Consider the following 17,668-nt stretch of genomic DNA (forward strand, 5'->3'; position numbering starts at 1 on the left):
AAAAATTTTGTTTTAAACAACGGTGAAATCCCCCGGGAACTCATAGACGACAATATTAAAACCGATGTGTCCTGGATAGAGCGGCTGACCGCGGTTAAGGAAAACACAGATGCCATGATGGATGCCCTGGTGTTTGAGAACAGCCTTGAGTACGATCAAAAACAGCTTGTGTCCAAGTTTAATATGCGGCAGTTTTTTGAAAAGGATTACTATCCTGTTTCTTTGTTTTACCTGGGTATGGTCTCCTGCTTTGATGATTTTACCATGTGCCTTCCCAATAATACCTTGCGCGAAATTTTTATTGATTATTACAATGAACTCAACCGCTATGAAGTGTCCAAAGGATACACGGATATGTTCAGGAAATTTCTTGCAGAATCTGACTTGGAAAAATTATTTGCAGGCTTTTACAAAACCTATCTTGGCCAATTCCCGGCCCAGGCCTGGGACAAGATAAACGAAAATTTTGTCCGCTGTGCTTTTTATGAACTTTGCACCCGTTATCTGTCTCGCTGGTTCACCTTTTCCATGGAGGTAAATTACCCTTCGGGCCGCAGCGACTGGGAAATGACCGGCAAATACCATACAAAATACAAGGACACCAAAACGATCATCGAGTTTAAATATGCGCCTGCCACCACTAAGGAGGCGGATAACATTTTATCCCTCAACGCCCCGCTCAAAAAGGATGCAGATCAGGTGATCAGATATAAAAAAGATGCGTTGCAAACCTTTCCTCATTTTTCCATTGATGCGGTTGTCCTTTATGTGGCCGGCAATAAAGGGTTTAGATTTTTTCAGGTCGGATGAAATTTGATTGATCCACCGGAATTTATACATCTATCCTGTGATGATTTGCTGTCATTTTGATCCACATGGACTGGTAAGGGGCAAGGTCCAGTCCCGTATCAAGCTGTACGGTCTTTTCCGATATCAGATCTACGCCGGCCCGCTGCCACTGTTCGGGCAGATCTTTGGGGGGAATGGTCAGGGCCTGATCTGTGATGTTGTGAATGCAGAACAGGGCAAAGGCGTTGCTGTTTTCATCCGGCCTGCGCCGGAATGCCACCACTTTCCGGTTTATGTTAAACGTGGTCTGCCCGGCATCCGGATGAAAGGCGGGTTGCTCTTTTCTTTTGTCAATGAGCGCACAAAGGGCAAAAAATACCTGATGGTGATGGTCGTCGGGATTGGCGAGCTTTTTACACAGATCCGGGTAGTCCCAGATATGGCGGTTGACGGCCCGGTTGGACTGCAGATTTTCCCTGCGGTCATAATCATTTTCCGTGCCCAGCAGGCTGTGGATATAAATGGCGGGAATGCCCTTGAGGCCCAGCATGATGGTATGGGCGCAGATAAACCGCTCGGTCTGGAAATTATCCGCCCGGCAGTGAATCGTCCCTTTCATGGCATCCCACAGGCTGATATTAATCTCGTAGGGGTTATCCTTGTGGCCATTGAGTGCCCGGGTGGAAATCCTGCCGCCAAAGGCCTTCATCAGATCAATGAGCTGTCTCATCTCCTGGTGGGAAAAGTAGTCTTCCACGGGGCGTAATCCAATGCCGTCGTGGGAAGCGATAAAGTTCAGGCAGGTGTTGCTTTCCATGGTGTCGGGCATGGTTTTCAGCCAGTCTGTAATCCCTTTGCTGTTGCCTGTGACCATGGTGTTGAGCACAAACGGGGGCAAAGGAAAATTGTAAACCACCTGGGCCTCGTCGCCGATGCCGAAATAGGACAGGTTTTCCCGGGCAGGCACATTGGTTTCCGTGATGATGATGGCCCTGGGGTTGTGGGCCTGGATCAGGGTGCGCATGAGTTTGACAATTTTATGGGTCTGACCCAGGTGCAGACAGGTGGTGCAGACCTCCTTCCACAGAAACGCCACGGCATCCAGCCGGAATATCTGTACCCCGTTATCCAGGTAATGGCGGATAATGGATAAAAATTCCATGAGCACGTCAGGGTTTTTAAAATCCAGGTCCACCTGGTCATGGCTGAAGGTGCACCAGACGTGCCGGGGGCCGTCAGGCGTAGCCACCTCCCGCAGCAAGGGCGAGGTCCTGGGCCGGATCACTTTGGACAGATCACTTTCCGGGTCCACGGTTACATAATAATCCTTTCCCGGGTGAATCCCTTTTTTGAAATTTTCAAACCATTGGGTCCGGGACGAGGTATGATTGACCACCAGATCGGCCATAAGCCGGCAACGCCCGGCAATTTTGCGTATATCTGTCCAGTTCCCCAGGCTCGGGTTCACCGTGTAATAATCCATGACCGCAAATCCGTCATCCGAGGAATAGGGGAAAAAGGGCAGGATGTGGATAATGGAGAACCGGTCATGGGTAAACTCCGCCAGGAACCGGTCAAGGGTCCTCAGGGGCCGGTTCTCTTCTTCCACAAGGGAATTGCCGTAAGTGAGCAGGGCAATGTCTTTTTCAGACCACAGGGGTGTGGCTGACGCACAGCTGTCATCCAGGGAATCATGAATGGGTTCGAAAACGGCAATGGCCTTTTGGGCCAGTGTGTCTGCATCCTGTCCGGGGTAAATGATTTCAAGAAAGGTCCTGACCTTGTCAAGCAGGCAGGCCGGCGCTTTAAGGGTGATATTGTTCATAGTCTTTTTCAACCGCGTCTTGTAATTCATCCATAATGCCGGGAAAAGCAGATTTTACCCGGTTCCAGGCCGGTATAAACGGCGTTGTATGGGGCTCTTCAAGGAAGGTGTTCCCGGCGGCCAGGATATTTTCAGCAAACAGCTCCACGGCCTGTTCTTCCTTGTGGCGGTCCAGGTTCAAGCCGTTCATCAATGCGTCATTGTGGTAGATTTCCACAAAATCCAGGGCCTGGCGGTAATAGGTGGCCTTAATGGTCCGAAAGGTTTCCGCTGTAAACACTTCACCTTCCGTGGCCAGCTTTTTAAAGATGGCCCCGGCAATGTCAATGCTCATTTTGGAGAGCCCTGCATCGACATCCCCGGAACTCAATGGCTGGTGCTTGTGATCATAGGTATCGGCAATGTCCACCTGGCAGATCCGGTTAAGACTGTAATTTCGTTTCATTTCGTATAAAATCCCCACCTCAAGACCCCAGTCCGTGGGCATCCGTAAATCTTTAAGCACATTGGTCCGCATGGAAAATTCCCCGGCCAGAGGATACCTGAAGCTCTCCAGATAATCCAGGGATTCGGATGATGAACAGATTTTTTTCAGAGCGGATAAGAGCGGCGATACCAGAAGCCGGCTCACCCGTCCATTGACCTTGGACTCGGTGAACCGCGCATAATAGCCCTTGCAAAATTTATAGGTAAAGTCGGGATGGGCCACAGGATAGATCAGCCGGGCCAGAAGGGTGCGTTCATAGGTTAATATGTCGCAGTCATGCAATGCCACGGCATCCACCAGCCCTGATGCCAGCACATATCCGAAACAATACCAGACGTTTCTGCCCTTGCCCGGTTCCGTGGGGGCCAGCCCCATTTGTGCCAGTTTTTTATCAATGGCCTTTAATCGCGGCCCGTCGTTCCAGAGAATGCGGTGGTGCTGGGGCAGGCGGGAAAAAAATTTCAGCGCATGCCGGTACTGGTCTTCAGTGGCCCGGTCCAGACCGATGACAATCTGGTCCAGGTAGGTGACCTTGGCAACTTCTCCCACAATATGGTCCAGGGCAGGCCCCTCAAGTTCGGAAAAAAGCGAGGGCAGTACCAGGCCCATGGGCCGTTTTTTTGAAAATTGATTGAGCTGGGCTTCCAGTTCTTCTACCGGCTGCCGGGAGAGGTTGTGCAATATGGTAATAATACCGTTTTGATGAAAATCGCCCATGTTTTAATGCCTTTTTAAGTTAATTCTGTACCTAAAATTTTTTAAAATGGGCGCCAAAGGCGCTTCCCACTCTTGTCTCTTGTCTCCAGTTTCTTGCCATTAACGCGTTAAGTTAATGCTCTTGAATGCTTCCTGCCATCCCTCAGGCCCCCTGGCCGTCGTGCGGATAATGGTTGGGGGCCGGTTGAGTTTAATCTGATCGCAGCGGGCCGAACAGATCACAACCGCAATGTCCATCATATCCAGCATGGCCTGGTCATTGGGGCTGTCCCCAAGACCAATGGTAAAGGGCACACAGCCCATGTCTGCGGTATAAAGATCCAGCAGACAGGCCACGCCGTCCTTTTTATCAAAGGGCCGGGATATGGAAATGAATCGCCCCCCCTGGACCCAGCCAAGGCCGGCACCTGCAAGATGCCCGGCAAACGCCTCCCACTGTCCGGGGGTGTCCTGCCAGAGAATAGGCTCGGTACTCAGGCGCTGCCCGGCCTGTATGGCCTGATCTTCAGTCAGCCCGGTTACTCGGGAAAGCCGGGCAGGGTCCATATCGGCAAAGCCTTCAAAGGAAAAACCATGTGTCCGGCGCAAATGGTTTAATATGTCTAAAACCGCTTCCCTGTCACCCCCAAGCCGTTTGACCAGAAGCCCGGATCGGGGTTGAAATAAAGGATCTTTTCGGGCAAGGCCGGCAAAGGTATGTTCAGGCACAGCCACCACAGAGCCGTTTTCCGCAATAAACGGGTGGTCATTGCCAAGGGCGCTGCGAATCTTAAGAATCTCAACCAGGGTTTTGCTGGAATTAAGGATGACGGGGATCTTTTTTCGGGCAAGCCGGCCTAAAGCCGGCCGGGCCGGTTCAAAATCATAGGTGTCGTGGTCCAGGAGTGTGCCGTCAAGATCTGTGAACACAACTATTTTGTTGATAGGTGGCGCTTTAGTCATTGGGGTATTATAGAGGGCAAATAAAAAAAACGGAAGTTACGAATAAATTAATTTGACAGATTCTGGAATACCCCAGGCCCGGCAGTTTGTCTTGACCATTGCCTATTGCAATGATGAATTGTCGCAATTATGCGACCCATAGTTTTTGTTTTACGGCTTCCGGAAGGATTGTCAAAATACAACACATTGAAAATAAAGAATATAAGGATTGGTATGGGTTTTGCTAATATCTACTGATGAAGCAACATTTCAATCCTTTAAATTCAAGGAGCATTTATGAAAGTCGCAGTCAGTGCATACGGCCGGGATCTGGACGCTGATATCAATCCCAGGTTTGGCAGGTGTGATTATCTTTTGATCGTTGATACAGATACCATGGCCTTTGAGCGCTTTGCCAATGAAAATATGAACCTGACCGGAGGAGCAGGCATCCAGACCGCCTCCTTTGTCATCTCCAAAGGTGTTCAGGCGGTTTTAACGGGCAGTTGCGGTCCCAATGCCATGGATGTTTTTAACTCCGCCGGTGTGGCCGTGTATCAGGGGCAGGCCGGTTCCGTGGCCCGGGCCGTGACCCGGCTGAAAAACAATGAATTGACAAATGTGACCCAGGCCACTGCGGAAGAAAAGGCAGGCATGAATCCGGAAATTGCCCCCCGAAGACCCATGGCAGACCCGAATTCCCGGACCCTGGGTATGGGGGCAGGCCGGGGCATGGGTGGCGGTGGCGGTATGGGTTGTGGCCGGGGCATGGGCGGTGGTGGCGGTAGAGGTATGGGCGGCGGCCGGGGCATGGGCGGAGGTTGCGGCATGGGCCGACAGCGTTAGGATCAGTCAATTTTTCATGAGTAAAAAACAGGAGGTGCGTATGACAAACGTCGGAATTATCCGGTGCGAAAAAAATGAAACCAGGTGCCCTTTGACCAATTGTTTTAAAACAATGATCGAAACCAGCCAGGGGTTTGCCGGTTATGATGCCTGCACGCCGGCAGGGGTGTTTACCTGCCGGTGCCCCGGGGATAACGTGGCGGACATGGCAAAAATTCTTAAGTCAAAAGGGGCCCAGGCTATCCATGTGTGCACCTGTGCATTTGCGTCCAAAACCCAAGATGGATGGGATAAGACCCAAGGCGGGTTCTGTCCGGACATTGAAAAGATCGCAGCGAATATTTCCCAGGCATCAGGCCTGCCCTGCACCCTGGGAACAGCCCACCTGCCCAAGGATTATTCTCCGCTAACCTTTGAGTAAAAAAAAGAAATAAACACCACTCACATTCCGGGCAAACAGAGTGGCTGCGCTCTCTTGTGTAGCCGCAGCCACTGAATTCATGGTTGCGGCCATTTTTTCCGCCCCCGCAGTCACCTTGTTGACCCTTTTTATTACAAATTTGAATCCTATATGCTATAACACCCAAGGGTTTGCCTGGTCTTGGGTCCAGGCTCTCCTGCAACAAAGTTTGAACATGAGCCCCGGGGTTTAACGAAGGTGTGTGTTTTTGGGCAAAATATGACTTTGGGGCGGTATCAAAAAATGCATTTCAAGGAGAATGATTCGGTCTGAACCGTGGCTGATTTTAAAACACATCTTACCGTGGCAAGCATCGGAAGCAGCATTGCGGCGACAATGCTGTTTGCATCGGCCATTGCATCCCCCCGGGAAGTGGTGCTTTACTTTATTCTCGGTGTGGTGGGCGGCCTGTTGCCGGATATTGATTCAGACAATTCTTTAACGGTCCGGTTGGTGTTTACATTCAGTGCGACATTGATATCGTTTTTAATCATGTTCAGACAGCTGGTGGATAACACGGTGATAGAGCTGTTCATCATCTGGTCGGCAAGTTTTGTTTTTATAAAATTTTTTATTTTTTCCTTGTTTACGAAGCTGACGGTACACCGGGGCATTATCCATTCCATACCCGCGGCAGTGGTCTTTGGATGCATGGCTGCAATCGGTCTGAACCGCGTGTTTCATTTCAACGATTTTGTATCCTGGATGGCCGGGGGATTTGTTTTTGGCGGTTCGATCCTGCATCTTATACTTGATGAACTGTACAGTTTCAATTTTTTAAGCTTGAAAATGAAAAAATCGTCAGGCACGGCGTTTAAATTCGGAAGCATTGGGAATATCAAAGCAACCATCTGCATATATATGCTCATTGCCGTCTTGTTTGTGGCGATGCCCAGCCACAACCGGTTTTTTTCCGTGATGTTTACCCTTCAAACCTATGAACGCATCGAGTTTTTCCCCAGTGGAAAATGGTTCAGCCAGCTGTGTGCCGAGCTTGAAAAAACAGATATTTTAAAAAATAAGCACACTGAACGCCTTTGACCTGCTTTGGGCAGTCTGAAAAGATGGGCGTGCAAGATTTTCATCCCTGCCTGAATTCCCGAAAGTATCATGAAAAAGCAAAATTGGATTTTTGACTTTTGGATTCAGGATGCATATATTAATGCGCTAATTTGATGCAAAGGAGAGTTAATCGCAGATGCATATAAGAGTGGGCACAGGAACCGATGTCCATGAACTGGTGGCCGGGCCCAGGCTGGTCATCGGCGGGGTCGAGATTGACCACCCCATGGGCCTGAAAGGACATTCAGACGCGGATGTGCTGCTTCATGCCGTTTGTGACGCCCTTTTAGGGGCTGCGGGCCTGGGGGACATCGGCGAACACTTTCCGGATACGGATCCGGCATATAAAGGCATGGACTCCACCCGGTTTCTGCATATATGCAAAGGGAAAATTCAGGATAAGGGCTTTATGGTAGCCAATCTGGACTGCACCATCTTTGCCCAGGCCCCAAAGATGAGTCCCCATAAAAAGGCCATGGCCGCCTGTATTGCCAAGGTCCTGGAATTGTCCCCGGACTGTGTGAACATCAAGGCCACCACCACCGAGCATCTGGGATTTATCGGCAGAAAGCAGGGCATTGCAGCCCAGGCCACGGTACTGCTGTATAAAAATGAAAGTTAAGACACTACAGGATACAAAGCAATGAGTTTACGGATTTATAATACCCTGAGCGGGAAAAAAGAAGCGTTTGTTCCAATTACAGCCCATAAGGCCGGCATGTACGTGTGCGGTCCCACTGTATATGATACCAGCCATATCGGCCATGCCAGGTCCGTGGTGGTGTTTGACGTGGTGTACCGGTGGCTGATGCAGCTCGGGTATGAGGTGACCTACGTGCGTAATTTTACGGATGTGGATGATAAGATTATCAAAAAATCCAATGAGACCGGCCTTTCCTGCACTGCCATCACCACAAAATATATTGATGAATTTCACAATGAAATGGACGCGCTCAATGTGCTTCGGCCCACCATCGCGCCCAAAGCCACCGAGCACATTGATCATATTATCCGTTTTGTCCAGCGTCTCATTGACCTGGGCAAGGCCTATCATGTGGCGGGCGGGGATGTCTATTTTTCCATTTCATCTTTCAGTGAATATGGAAAACTGTCCCACCGCAACCCCGATGATATGCAGGCAGGCGCCCGGATTGCCGTGGATGATAAAAAAAGAAGTCCTCTGGATTTCGCCCTGTGGAAACCGGCCAAACCCGGAGAACCTTCCTGGGACAGCCCCTGGGGAAAGGGCCGGCCTGGCTGGCACATTGAATGTTCTGCCATGAGTTACGAATACCTTGGCGAAAGCTTTGATATTCACGGCGGGGGCAAGGACCTGATTTTTCCCCACCATGAAAACGAGATTGCCCAGAGCGAGGCTTCCTTTGGCGTGCCCTTTGTCAAATACTGGATCCACAACGGATTTGTGGATATCAACAATGAGAAGATGTCCAAGTCTTTAGGCAATTTCACCATGATCAAGGAGGTCCTGGCCGACTACAGTCCGGAAGTGATCCGCATGTTCCTGTTGTCCAAGCATTACCGGTCTCCCATTGATTACAGCGAGAACAGCATGCGTGAGGTCTGTGTGGGCCTGGACCGTATTTATGCTTTCCTGGCGCGTCTGGACAAGGCAGGTATTGCCCCGGAATCTGCCGGAGAGGAACACAGGTCTTTGTGGACAGATATTGTTGAGGCGTTGAACGATGATTTTAATTCAGCCAAGGCCATGGCCGAAGTATTTGACGCGGTCAAGAAGGGCAATAAGCTGCTGGATGATGCCGATGACGCGCCCAAGGAAAATGAGATAAAAATGCTGGCCGGTATTTATGCAGATATCAGGGCCGCTTCAAAAATCCTGGGCATTTTTATGATGTCCCCTGCGGACTATTTTGGGGCCAAAAAGGACAGGGCCATGGCAGACCAGGATGTGGATCCTGCTATGATTGACGGCCTTATTGCCGAGCGGGCTGATGCCCGGAAGTCTAAAAATTTCGCCCGGGCCGACGAGATCCGGGACCAGCTTCTGGCAATGAAGATTGTGCTGGAGGACGGCCCCCAAGGCACAACCTGGCGCATTGAATAACAGCCCTGGGTGAGCCTGGTCTGTACCTCCCAGGCTCAACTCACAATGCAGGACTAAAATGAGCGCCGCAGGCGCTTCGCCGTCTTGTCTCTTGTTTCTTGTATCTAGTTTCTTGTCGCCACCTTTGCCCAGGTATCCCTGAGGGTGACCGTGCGATTGAAAACCGGTTTATCAGGGGTGCTGTCCTTTGAATCCAGGCAAAAGTAGCCTAACCGTTCAAACTGGTAAACCGCTTCCGGTTCAGCCGTTTCAAGGCTTCTTTCCAGCTTGGCGTGTTCCAGGGTTTCAAGGGAGTCGGGATTGAGGTTTTCCACAAAATCCTGGCTGTCTCTTTCCGGGTTTTCATCCTTGAAAAGCCTGTCATAAAGCCGGATTTGGGCATCTATGCAGTCCTGGGCATTTACCCAGTGGATGGTGCCCTTGACCTTTCTGCCGTCCGGGGCGTTGCCGCCGCGGGTTTCAGGATCATAGGTGCAGATCAGTTCAACCACTTCTCCAGCCTCATTTTTAATGACCTCTTTGCAGGTGATCAGGTAAGCGGCCCGCAGGCGCACCTCCCGGCCCGGTCCCAGGCGGAAGAATTTTTTGGGGGGATCTTCCATGAAATCATCCTGCTCCACATAGAGATGCCTGGAGAAACTGACTTCCCGTTTGCCGGCTTCGGGTTTCTGGGGGTGGTTCATGGCTGCCAGGGTTTCGGTCTGTCCTTGGGGATAATTTTCCAGGGTGACTTTCAGGGGCCGGATAACGCCCATGACCCGGGGGGCATTTTCGTTGAGGTCGTCCCGGAGACAGGATTCAAGCAGGCTCATGTCAATGCGGCTCTCTTTTTTGGAGACCCCGATCACATCACAGAAATTACGGATGGCAGACGGGGTATATCCCCGGCGGCGCATGCCTTCCAGGGTGGGGAGTCTGGGGTCATCCCACCCGGATACCACGCCTTCGCTGATCAGGCGCTGCAGTTTTCTTTTGCTTAACACCGTATAGTTGATATTCATCCGGGCAAATTCAATCTGCTGGGGATGGCAGGGGATGGTTATATTGTCCAGAATCCAGTCGTACAATGGCCGGTGATCTTCAAATTCCAGGCTGCACAGGGAGTGGGTGATCCCTTCCAGGGCATCGGAGATGCAGTGGGTGAAGTCGTACATGGGATAAATGCACCATTTGTCCCCGGTGCGGGGGTGGGGTGCTTTTTTGACCCTGTAGATCACCGGGTCCCTCATGTTGATGTTGGGAGAGGCCATGTCGATTTTGGCCCGCAGGATGTGCTCGCCTTCATCAAATTCTCCTTCTTTCATCCGCCGGAAAAGATCCAGGTTTTCCTCAACGCTTCTGTCTCTGTACGGGGAGTTTTTGCCCGGCTCGGTGAGGGTGCCCCGGTATTCTTTCATCTCCTCTGCGGACAGACTGCACACATAGGCTTTGCCCTTTTTTATCAGTTCAACGGCAAAGTCGTGGAGGGCGTCAAAGTAGTCTGATGCATAGAACGGGGTATTGTAGTCAAATCCCAGCCATTTGACGGTTGACATGATGGAATCAATGTAAATCTGTTTTTCCTTGGCCGGGTTGGAGTCATCAAACCGCAGGTTGCACTTCCCGTTAAACTGCTGGGCCATTTTAAAGTTCAGGCAGATGGATTTGGCATGACCAAGGTGCAGAAAGCCGTTGGGTTCCGGCGGAAAGCGTGTGACCACGCGGCCGTTGTTTTTATTGCCGGCAAGATCTTCTTTGATGATATTTTCAATAAAATGCCCTTTGGCGGTTTGTGTTTCCATTTGTTTTTCTTTCCAGATGGGTTCATAAAAAAATTTAATTAAATGAATCTAAATATCATATTCATATTAAGGATTAAAGGGTTTCGTGTATTGGCCGGTTTTCAGAAGCACCAGGGTACAGTCCGCCCGGATTTTCAGTTACCGGGTGGTCAATGATAGAGGGGGGATGCGCTTTTTTTTTTAAACACCCTTGTAAAAAATTCTGTCAAGAAAAATTTTAATGCGTTTTACGATTATGTTATATTCGCATATAAACTACATGTCGATGGACGCAAGCTAATTCTTAAAAGGATAAAAACCATGCAGACCGAGGGGATAAAACAAGAAGCCTATAAAATATTGGACCAGCTTCCGGACCAGGCCACCTGGGACGACCTGATGCAGCAGATCTACGTCCGCCAGGCCATTGAGGCAGGCATAAAGGACAGCGACGAGGGTCGCACCATGGATATTAAGGATGTTCGCAGGAAGTTCGGGCTAAAATGAGAGTTCACTGGACCGACAATGCCGTTGATCATCTGGTCCATATCTATGAATATATCGCGTTCAATTCGCCCACCTATGCCAGGCGGATGATCGATCGGATCACACGGCGCTCCGAGCAGATTGCAGAGCATGCGTACGCCGGCAGAAAGGTACCGGAGTACGATGCCCAGAATATCCGGGAAGTGATCGAGAAGCCGTACCGGATTATATACCGGATCAAGCCGGAGCAGATTGATGTTATTGCCGTTATACACGGTGCTCGGCTGATGCCCGGGGAGTTGTAATCTAAGATTTCGTATATTGGCCGGTTTTCAAAAGAACCAGGGTACAGGCCTCCTGAACCTTGATTCCGGCGGATCTGAGTTTTTCATAGGCCTGGGGGTTTTCCGTGCCGGGGTTGAAGATCACCCGTTGGGGTTTGAGATCCAGAATCTGGTCAATAACCTTGTCCTGCCGGGCCGGGCCCAGGTACATGGTCACCGTGTCAATGGCCTGGGGAATATCGGAAAGCGTATGATAAACGGTTTTGCCTTCAATGGTTTCGTGTTTGGGGGCCACGGGTACGGGGCTGTGTCCGTACTCTTCCAGCATGATCTGGGCCTTATTGGAATATCTGTCCTTCAAGGGGCTTGCGCCTACTACGGCAACGGTCTCTTTTTTTTCTTCCATGGGTTTTGTACCTCCTGTGTGATATAGAAACTAGAGACAAGATACAAGAAACAAGAGGGTGACGCGCCTGCGGCGCTCAGTTTTATTCTGCATTTTGGGTGTCGTTAGTTTCATTGTTTGTTGTGGGCTTGGGGCCCATGTGCATTATTTCATTCAAACACTAATTATCTGTTCAGAATAAAGGAAAGTACAGGAAAAATTTATGGGACTGTTCAATTTGGTGTCTCCCTATAGCCCGGCCGGGGATCAGCCAAAGGCCATTGATTATCTGGTCCAGGGGATAAAGGATGATGAAAAATACCAGGTGCTTTTGGGGGTGACAGGGTCGGGCAAGACCTTTACCATGGCCAATATCATCAGCCAGGTGGAAAAGCCAAGCCTGATCATTGCGCCTAACAAGACCCTGGCGGCCCAGCTTTACAATGAGTTCAAGATGCTGTTCCCGGATAATTGCGTGGAGTATTTTGTCTCCTATTATGATTATTACCAGCCCGAAGCCTATATCCCGTCCTCGGATACCTATATCCAGAAGGACTCATCCATCAATGAACTGATAGATAAAATGCGGCACTCGGCCACCCGGAGTGTTCTGGCCCGAAAGGATGTGATCGTGGTGGCATCGGTCTCCTGCATTTACGGTCTGGGTGCGCCCGAGGAGTACCTGGATCTGCGGGTGACCCTGGACAGGGACATGGAGATTTCACGGGAGGAGGTGATCCGCAAGTTTGTAGATATCCAGTACACCCGCAATGACGTGGATTTCCACCGGGGCACCTTCCGGGTCCGGGGGGACCGGCTGGAGATCTTTCCGGCCTACGAGGAAGACAAGGCCGTACGCATTGATTTTTTCGGGGACACCATTGAAGAGATCAATGAGATTGATGCCCTGAAGGGTACGGTGATCAAGGGCTTTGACCAGATGACCATCTATCCGGCCTCCCATTACGTGACCAATAAAAAGACCCGGAAACAGGCGGTTCAAAGTATTGTGGCCGAGCTCAAGGAGCGTCTGGCCTATCTGAATGACCAGAACCTGCTGGTGGAGGCCCAGCGCCTGGAGGAGCGTACCCGGTACGATCTTGAGATGCTGGAGGAGATCGGGTATTGCAACGGCATTGAAAATTATTCCCGGCATCTTACGGGCCGGGCTCCGGGCCAGCCGCCGCCCACGCTTCTGGATTATATGGATCAGGATTTTCTGCTTTTTTTCGACGAAAGCCATATCTCGGTCAGCCAGCTTGGGGCCATGTACAAGGCAGACCGGTCCAGGAAGGAAACCTTGGTCAAACACGGGTTTCGCCTGCCGTCTGCCGTGGACAACCGGCCTATGAAATTCGAGGAGTTTAAAGCCCGGGTGCCCCGGACCATTTTTGTCTCTGCTACCCCCGGGGACTATGAACTGGAAAAAGCAGGGGTCCGGGTGGCCGAGCAGATTGTCAGGCCCACGGGTCTGCTTGATCCCCCGGTGGAGATCCGGGATGCCAAAACACAGGTTGACGACCTGTACCAGGAGATCCTCAAACGGGTGGAGGCCCGGGAGCGGGTGCTTGTCACAACGTTGACCAAACGCATGGCCGAGGACCTTACCGATTACTATTCAGACCTGGAGCTCAAGGTAAAATACCTGCATTCGGACATTGGCACGGTGGAGCGTATTGATATTATCCAGGACCTGAGAAGAGGTTTGTTTGATGTGCTCATCGGCATCAATTTATTGCGCGAAGGCCTGGATATCCCGGAAGTCTCCCTGGTGGCCATTCTTGATGCGGACAAGGAGGGATTTTTACGTTCTTTTCGTTCCTTTATCCAGATTTTCGGCCGGGCCGCCCGCAATGCCTATGGCCGGGTGATCATGTATGCGGAAAAAGAGACCGGCTCCATGAAACATGCCCTGGCTGAAACCCGCCGCCGCCGCAAAATCCAGAATGCATATAACCAGGCCCACGGCATTACACCGGCCACCATCAGCAAAAAGATCAACGCCTTTGATTACACCATGGCCGACATGAATGCCAATACCGTGGAAGCGGCTGTAAATGAGGAACTCAAAGCCTATGACGCAGATGAACTGAACCTGGAAGATGTGATCAGAGACCTTGAGGCAAAAATGAACAAAGCCGCTGAAAATCTGGAATTCGAACAGGCCGCACAATATCGGGACAAGATCCGGGAACTGAAAAAGATCAAAACAGCCCAGCCATGATTGATCCCTTTTATAGATCCAAAGGACTTTTGACTTCTTTCAATGTTTTAGATTTGACGGTATGTGTATAAATCATAGTTGTTCTAACGTCACTATGTCCTAAAAGTTCCTGAATCGTTCGAATATCGTAATTTGTTTGGAGAAGATGGCTTGCAAAGCTGTGACGAAACGTATGAGGCGTTGCCCGTTTATTCAGTTGCAAGCGGATTACGACCGATTTGACAGCTTTTTGGACATGACGTTCATGCAAATGGGCCCGGCGGTATTCCTTCTTATCTTCGACATAAGTCAATTCTTTGGCCGGGAACAGCCATTGCCAGTTAAATTCTCGGTGCTCACCCGTGAATACTTTGAAAAAGAAAAAATGCTAATTATCCTATCAGTTTGGATATATATACTGAATTGATTGGAGGATTGACCCATGCGAAAATGTGGCGCTTTATCAAGCGTAAGCATGCACAGCAGGCCCAGGCGGATGGGGAAAGCAGCGACCTGAACGAGGACGGGCGGCAGTGGGTATGGATCAGCTTTGCTCCGGAGTTTCGCCTTATTCTGGCGACGTTTGTCGGCCCGAGAACGTTTGAGAGCGCCTTGCAATTGATATTGATGACGGCTGGCGTGGTCTTTGGCGTGCCGTGCTTTTTCAGTGATGGATTCAGCTGTTATCTGTCGGCTCTGATTGAGGTCTACCATACCCTGAAAACATTTCCGCTCAAAGAGAAAATAAATCCGCAACCGCTTGGGGATGCTGAACCCCCACTTTCTGACCTTCAAGTTACTGCCGTTGGGGCACATCCTTGAGCACATTTGAAAGCAGCCACTCACCATATTCCACAACCCGTTTTTGATGGCAGGAGGGACAGAATTGCCTGCGTTTGCAAGAAAATGCCAGGAGGTACTCATGGTCACAGTCATCACACCGGACCCGGGCAAACCCCATGTGGAGATTCCCGCAGTCCAGGTACCGATAGATCAAGGTCATGACGTATGTCTGCCAGAAAACCAGGCGGGATGTGTACATGGCGTCCCAAACCCCCTCCAGTTCTTCAAAGTGATTTTCAACACATTGATAGTATGCGGTTGCCTTGGGATTGTTGGGCTGGTAAACATCAAAATTATGTGCCGTTGTATGGGTCATGGCGGAACCGGTAATGGTGATGGTAATTACTGTGAGTACCCGGAAGGAGATCAGAAAAGTAATGCAAAATGAAAAAGATCGTTGAAAATATACAACAATTGTTGATAAAAACAAATAATCCAAAATGCTGAATCGGAATATTCCCTAACCAAAACATGCTACGGACAAGCCGCAGATGTTTGCGGGTTCATCTGGACACGCGTGGGCGGGCTGGAAAATTGTCCGATAATATGCTGCATGTAATAAAAAAAACTGATAATAAATGATCATGGAAAAGCTATTGAATATTATTGCCAACGGTGAAGGGTTGACTGTTGAGTTCAAAAAAAGCAGGGAAAAGATAACTTCGGATGTCTATCAGAGTATCTGTGCCTTCCTCAACCGTAACGGCGGTCTGGTATTCTTGGGAATAGAAGATGACGGCACCATAACAGGGATCAAAGAAGGTGCCATTGATCAAATGAAAAAGGACCTGGCCACAGCTTTAAATAATCCTCAGAAATTGAATCCGCCTTTATATATTCTTCCTCAGGAAATTAAAATTCACGGCAAAATTTTGCTTTTACTTGATATCCCGGAGAGTTCGCAGGTCCATCGTTGCAACAACAGGATTGGGTGTAATTCAATAATTTAGGTTTTCTGAAAAACAGTGAAATGGCTTCCATTTTTGTTCTTGTTTTAGTAAGTTACGGTTTCCTCAAACATAGTAACACCAAAAAAAGAAAGGGGATAATGGAAGCCACAAGCATAACCCAGACTAAAAATATGATCATTGATTTAATAAAACAACCCCTGTTCGAGAAAATTGATTTTACGGGAACCAAAATTTACGATGCGTTAATAAATGGTGCCATTGATTCTGCTACAGAAGCAATACGTGAATTGTCATCATTGCTTGAAGATCTGGTCTGGGAAGCATATTTAACCTCCTTATTTCAATCTACAATGATCCTATCATGGCTTCGGGAGATGGCCGCTAAAAAAGGAATGCGCCTGGTTTCATATCAGCCAATCTGGATCACTCTACCAACGGGAACAAAAATTCAGATCAAAAGCCCTTTCTTTGTTAAAGCGTCCCCGAAAAGAGGAAGAAAGAAACGTGGACCACAAAATCGAGGGGGGCATTTACTGCTCTCAGTAATGGGATTCGTGAATAAAATTGCACCTGAATTGGCTTTTCGTGCAATTCAATTATCAATCCTGTCTCCATCTTTTGATATGGCATCTAAAACCCTTAAGCAAGAAGGCATAAATCTCAGTGCCAATCAAATCAGACGGTTGGTCTCTGAAATGGAAAGTCCAAATCTTTGTTCCAGAGTTGACAGAGTATTGAGTGATGATGATGCCTCCCTCTTTAAGAATCGACGCATTCTTCTTGCCGCAGACGGCGGACGATTGAGACAACGGAAAAACAAACGAGGCCCCTGGCCCAGTGGTTATAAAAGATGCGGATTTCATACGGACTGGATTGAACCTAAATTGTTCTCCCTTTATATACTTGATGAAGACGGCAATATTGTTAAGGACATAGCTCCTTTTGTTGATGGAACTACAGGCAAGGTAGATGAATTTATATCCTTGCTTGAACAGTATCTTGTCCGTTTAAAAATAGAGGATGCCTCGGAAGTTGTTCTCATTGGTGATGGTGCTCCATGGATATGGGAACGAATCCCAAAACTGATTCATTCAATTGGGGGTGATGAATTGAAACTTACTGAAATTATAGACTGGACGCACGCAAAGCAAAATTTGAACAAGGCATTTGAGATGCTTTCAAAGAAAAAACGTGAGAAGGTCGATTTCAACCATTTCAAGAATCTTCTATTTTCGGGTAAAATCAATGAAATAGTGACCGAGGTCAAGTCGCTTTTAAATGTTAGGGCATCAAGCAAAATCATGAAGAAACTTAAAAGCTACTTCGTATCCAACACCACCCGAATGCAATACGAAGCAAGCCGGGCTGTAAAATTGCCAACCGGCTCTGGAGTTATTGAAAGTGCTATCCGTAGAGTAATAAATATGCGGGTGAAATCACCTGGTTCATTTTGGAAATTGGATTTTGTTGAAACGGTTATCTATTTGAGGGCCCAAATTTTGTATGGTCGCTGGGGTAACATTATAAAAAACTGGGCTCATTCATTGCGGTGTGATTTCATGGACATAGCGACTAAGGCTGAAATCTAAATTTTTAGACTGCACCC

Annotated in this window: 19 protein-coding genes; 12 read left to right on the forward strand and 7 right to left on the reverse strand. The window is 49.1% G+C overall.

The features are described from left to right. A partial coding sequence (locus Q366_RS17990) for a PD-(D/E)XK nuclease domain-containing protein (protein ID WP_035241822.1) occupies positions 1–810 on the forward strand: 810 nt, incomplete at its 5' end. 22 nt (positions 811–832) lie between these two features. Here Q366_RS17990 and Q366_RS17995 read toward each other — a convergent pair. The 3 genes from Q366_RS17995 to Q366_RS18005 form a co-directional block, all read right to left on the reverse strand. Continuing rightward, positions 833–2,614, reverse strand: a complete 1,782-nt coding sequence (locus Q366_RS17995; RefSeq protein WP_051958144.1) for an alpha-amylase family glycosyl hydrolase — start codon at positions 2,612–2,614, stop codon at positions 833–835. Further along, the gene (locus tag Q366_RS18000) at positions 2,595–3,818 is read right to left on the reverse strand and encodes a glycosyltransferase family protein (RefSeq protein ID WP_035241825.1); all 1,224 of its coding nucleotides are present in this window, start codon (positions 3,816–3,818) and stop codon (positions 2,595–2,597) included. The genes Q366_RS17995 and Q366_RS18000 overlap by 20 nt, the downstream gene beginning before the upstream one ends. A 99-nt stretch (positions 3,819–3,917) precedes the next feature. After that, on the reverse strand, positions 3,918–4,760 hold the full coding sequence (locus Q366_RS18005; protein ID WP_035241828.1) for an HAD-IIB family hydrolase: 843 nt from the start codon (positions 4,758–4,760) through the stop codon (positions 3,918–3,920). Positions 4,761–5,036: 276 nt separating this feature from the next. Here Q366_RS18005 and Q366_RS18010 point away from each other — a divergent pair, with 276 nt between their 5' ends. The 5 genes from Q366_RS18010 to cysS all read left to right on the forward strand — a co-directional run bounded on the left by Q366_RS18010 (position 5,037) and on the right by cysS (position 9,190). Continuing rightward, positions 5,037–5,585 (forward strand): NifB/NifX family molybdenum-iron cluster-binding protein, encoded by a 549-nt coding sequence (locus tag Q366_RS18010; RefSeq protein WP_035241831.1) that lies wholly within the window; start codon positions 5,037–5,039, stop codon positions 5,583–5,585. A 40-nt stretch (positions 5,586–5,625) separates the two neighbouring features. Beyond that, positions 5,626–6,006 carry a CGGC domain-containing protein gene (locus Q366_RS18015; RefSeq protein ID WP_035241835.1) on the forward strand — a complete coding sequence of 127 codons (381 nt, stop codon included), beginning with the start codon at positions 5,626–5,628 and terminating at the stop codon, positions 6,004–6,006. A 315-nt stretch (positions 6,007–6,321) separates the two neighbouring features. Further along, positions 6,322–7,086, forward strand: a complete 765-nt coding sequence (locus tag Q366_RS18020) for a metal-dependent hydrolase (RefSeq protein WP_035241838.1) — start codon at positions 6,322–6,324, stop codon at positions 7,084–7,086. Between the two features lie 157 nt (positions 7,087–7,243). Continuing rightward, on the forward strand, positions 7,244–7,729 hold the full coding sequence (gene ispF / locus Q366_RS18025; RefSeq protein ID WP_035241841.1) for a 2-C-methyl-D-erythritol 2,4-cyclodiphosphate synthase: 486 nt from the start codon (positions 7,244–7,246) through the stop codon (positions 7,727–7,729). 21 nt (positions 7,730–7,750) lie between these two features. Continuing rightward, positions 7,751–9,190, forward strand: coding sequence for a cysteine--tRNA ligase (cysS, locus tag Q366_RS18030; protein WP_035241844.1), 1,440 nt, complete (start codon positions 7,751–7,753; stop codon positions 9,188–9,190). A gap of 104 nt (positions 9,191–9,294) precedes the next feature. Here cysS and Q366_RS18035 read toward each other — a convergent pair whose 3' ends face one another. Continuing rightward, positions 9,295–10,971 (reverse strand): glutamine--tRNA ligase/YqeY domain fusion protein, encoded by a 1,677-nt coding sequence (locus tag Q366_RS18035; RefSeq protein WP_035241847.1) that lies wholly within the window; start codon positions 10,969–10,971, stop codon positions 9,295–9,297. A gap of 300 nt (positions 10,972–11,271) precedes the next feature. Between Q366_RS18035 and Q366_RS18040 the strand changes: the two genes are divergently transcribed. Both Q366_RS18040 and Q366_RS18045 read left to right on the forward strand, forming a co-directional pair. Continuing rightward, positions 11,272–11,457 (forward strand): hypothetical protein, encoded by a 186-nt coding sequence (locus tag Q366_RS18040; RefSeq protein ID WP_035241850.1) that lies wholly within the window; start codon positions 11,272–11,274, stop codon positions 11,455–11,457. Continuing rightward, a complete protein-coding gene (locus tag Q366_RS18045) occupies positions 11,454–11,741 on the forward strand; it encodes a type II toxin-antitoxin system RelE/ParE family toxin (RefSeq protein WP_035241854.1) in 288 nt (95 codons plus the stop codon). Before Q366_RS18040 ends, Q366_RS18045 begins: the two co-directional genes overlap by 4 nt. Before the next feature lies 1 nt (position 11,742). On the opposite strand, the gene Q366_RS18050 is transcribed toward Q366_RS18045, so the two are convergent. Further along, complete coding sequence (locus Q366_RS18050) at positions 11,743–12,126, reverse strand: CoA-binding protein (RefSeq protein ID WP_035241857.1); 384 nt, start codon at positions 12,124–12,126, stop codon at positions 11,743–11,745. Between the two features lie 202 nt (positions 12,127–12,328). Between Q366_RS18050 and uvrB the strand changes: the two genes are divergently transcribed. Beyond that, on the forward strand, positions 12,329–14,329 hold the full coding sequence (gene uvrB / locus Q366_RS18055; RefSeq protein ID WP_035241860.1) for an excinuclease ABC subunit UvrB: 2,001 nt from the start codon (positions 12,329–12,331) through the stop codon (positions 14,327–14,329). 10 nt (positions 14,330–14,339) lie between these two features. Here uvrB and Q366_RS21055 read toward each other — a convergent pair whose 3' ends face one another. Next, a complete protein-coding gene (locus tag Q366_RS21055; RefSeq protein WP_084691898.1) occupies positions 14,340–14,639 on the reverse strand; it encodes a tyrosine-type recombinase/integrase in 300 nt (99 codons plus the stop codon). Positions 14,640–14,743: 104 nt separating this feature from the next. On the opposite strand from Q366_RS21055, the gene Q366_RS22035 reads away from it, so the two are divergent. Beyond that, positions 14,744–15,130 carry a hypothetical protein gene (locus Q366_RS22035; RefSeq protein ID WP_245620009.1) on the forward strand — a complete coding sequence of 129 codons (387 nt, stop codon included), beginning with the start codon at positions 14,744–14,746 and terminating at the stop codon, positions 15,128–15,130. Here Q366_RS22035 and Q366_RS22445 read toward each other — a convergent pair. Next, positions 15,105–15,581 carry a transposase zinc-binding domain-containing protein gene (locus Q366_RS22445; RefSeq protein WP_425388336.1) on the reverse strand — a complete coding sequence of 159 codons (477 nt, stop codon included), beginning with the start codon at positions 15,579–15,581 and terminating at the stop codon, positions 15,105–15,107. The two genes, Q366_RS22035 and Q366_RS22445, sit on opposite strands and share 26 nt — an antisense overlap. A 166-nt stretch (positions 15,582–15,747) precedes the next feature. Here Q366_RS22445 and Q366_RS18075 point away from each other — a divergent pair, with 166 nt between their 5' ends. After that, complete coding sequence (locus Q366_RS18075) at positions 15,748–16,101, forward strand: AlbA family DNA-binding domain-containing protein (RefSeq protein ID WP_035241868.1); 354 nt, start codon at positions 15,748–15,750, stop codon at positions 16,099–16,101. 98 nt (positions 16,102–16,199) lie between these two features. Continuing rightward, positions 16,200–17,651, forward strand: coding sequence for a hypothetical protein (locus tag Q366_RS18080; RefSeq protein ID WP_035241870.1), 1,452 nt, complete (start codon positions 16,200–16,202; stop codon positions 17,649–17,651). Positions 17,652–17,668 lie beyond the last annotated feature (17 nt).

Origin of the sequence: Desulfobacter vibrioformis DSM 8776 (assembly GCF_000745975.1) — a bacterium.
GTDB lineage: Bacteria > Desulfobacterota > Desulfobacteria > Desulfobacterales > Desulfobacteraceae > Desulfobacter > Desulfobacter vibrioformis.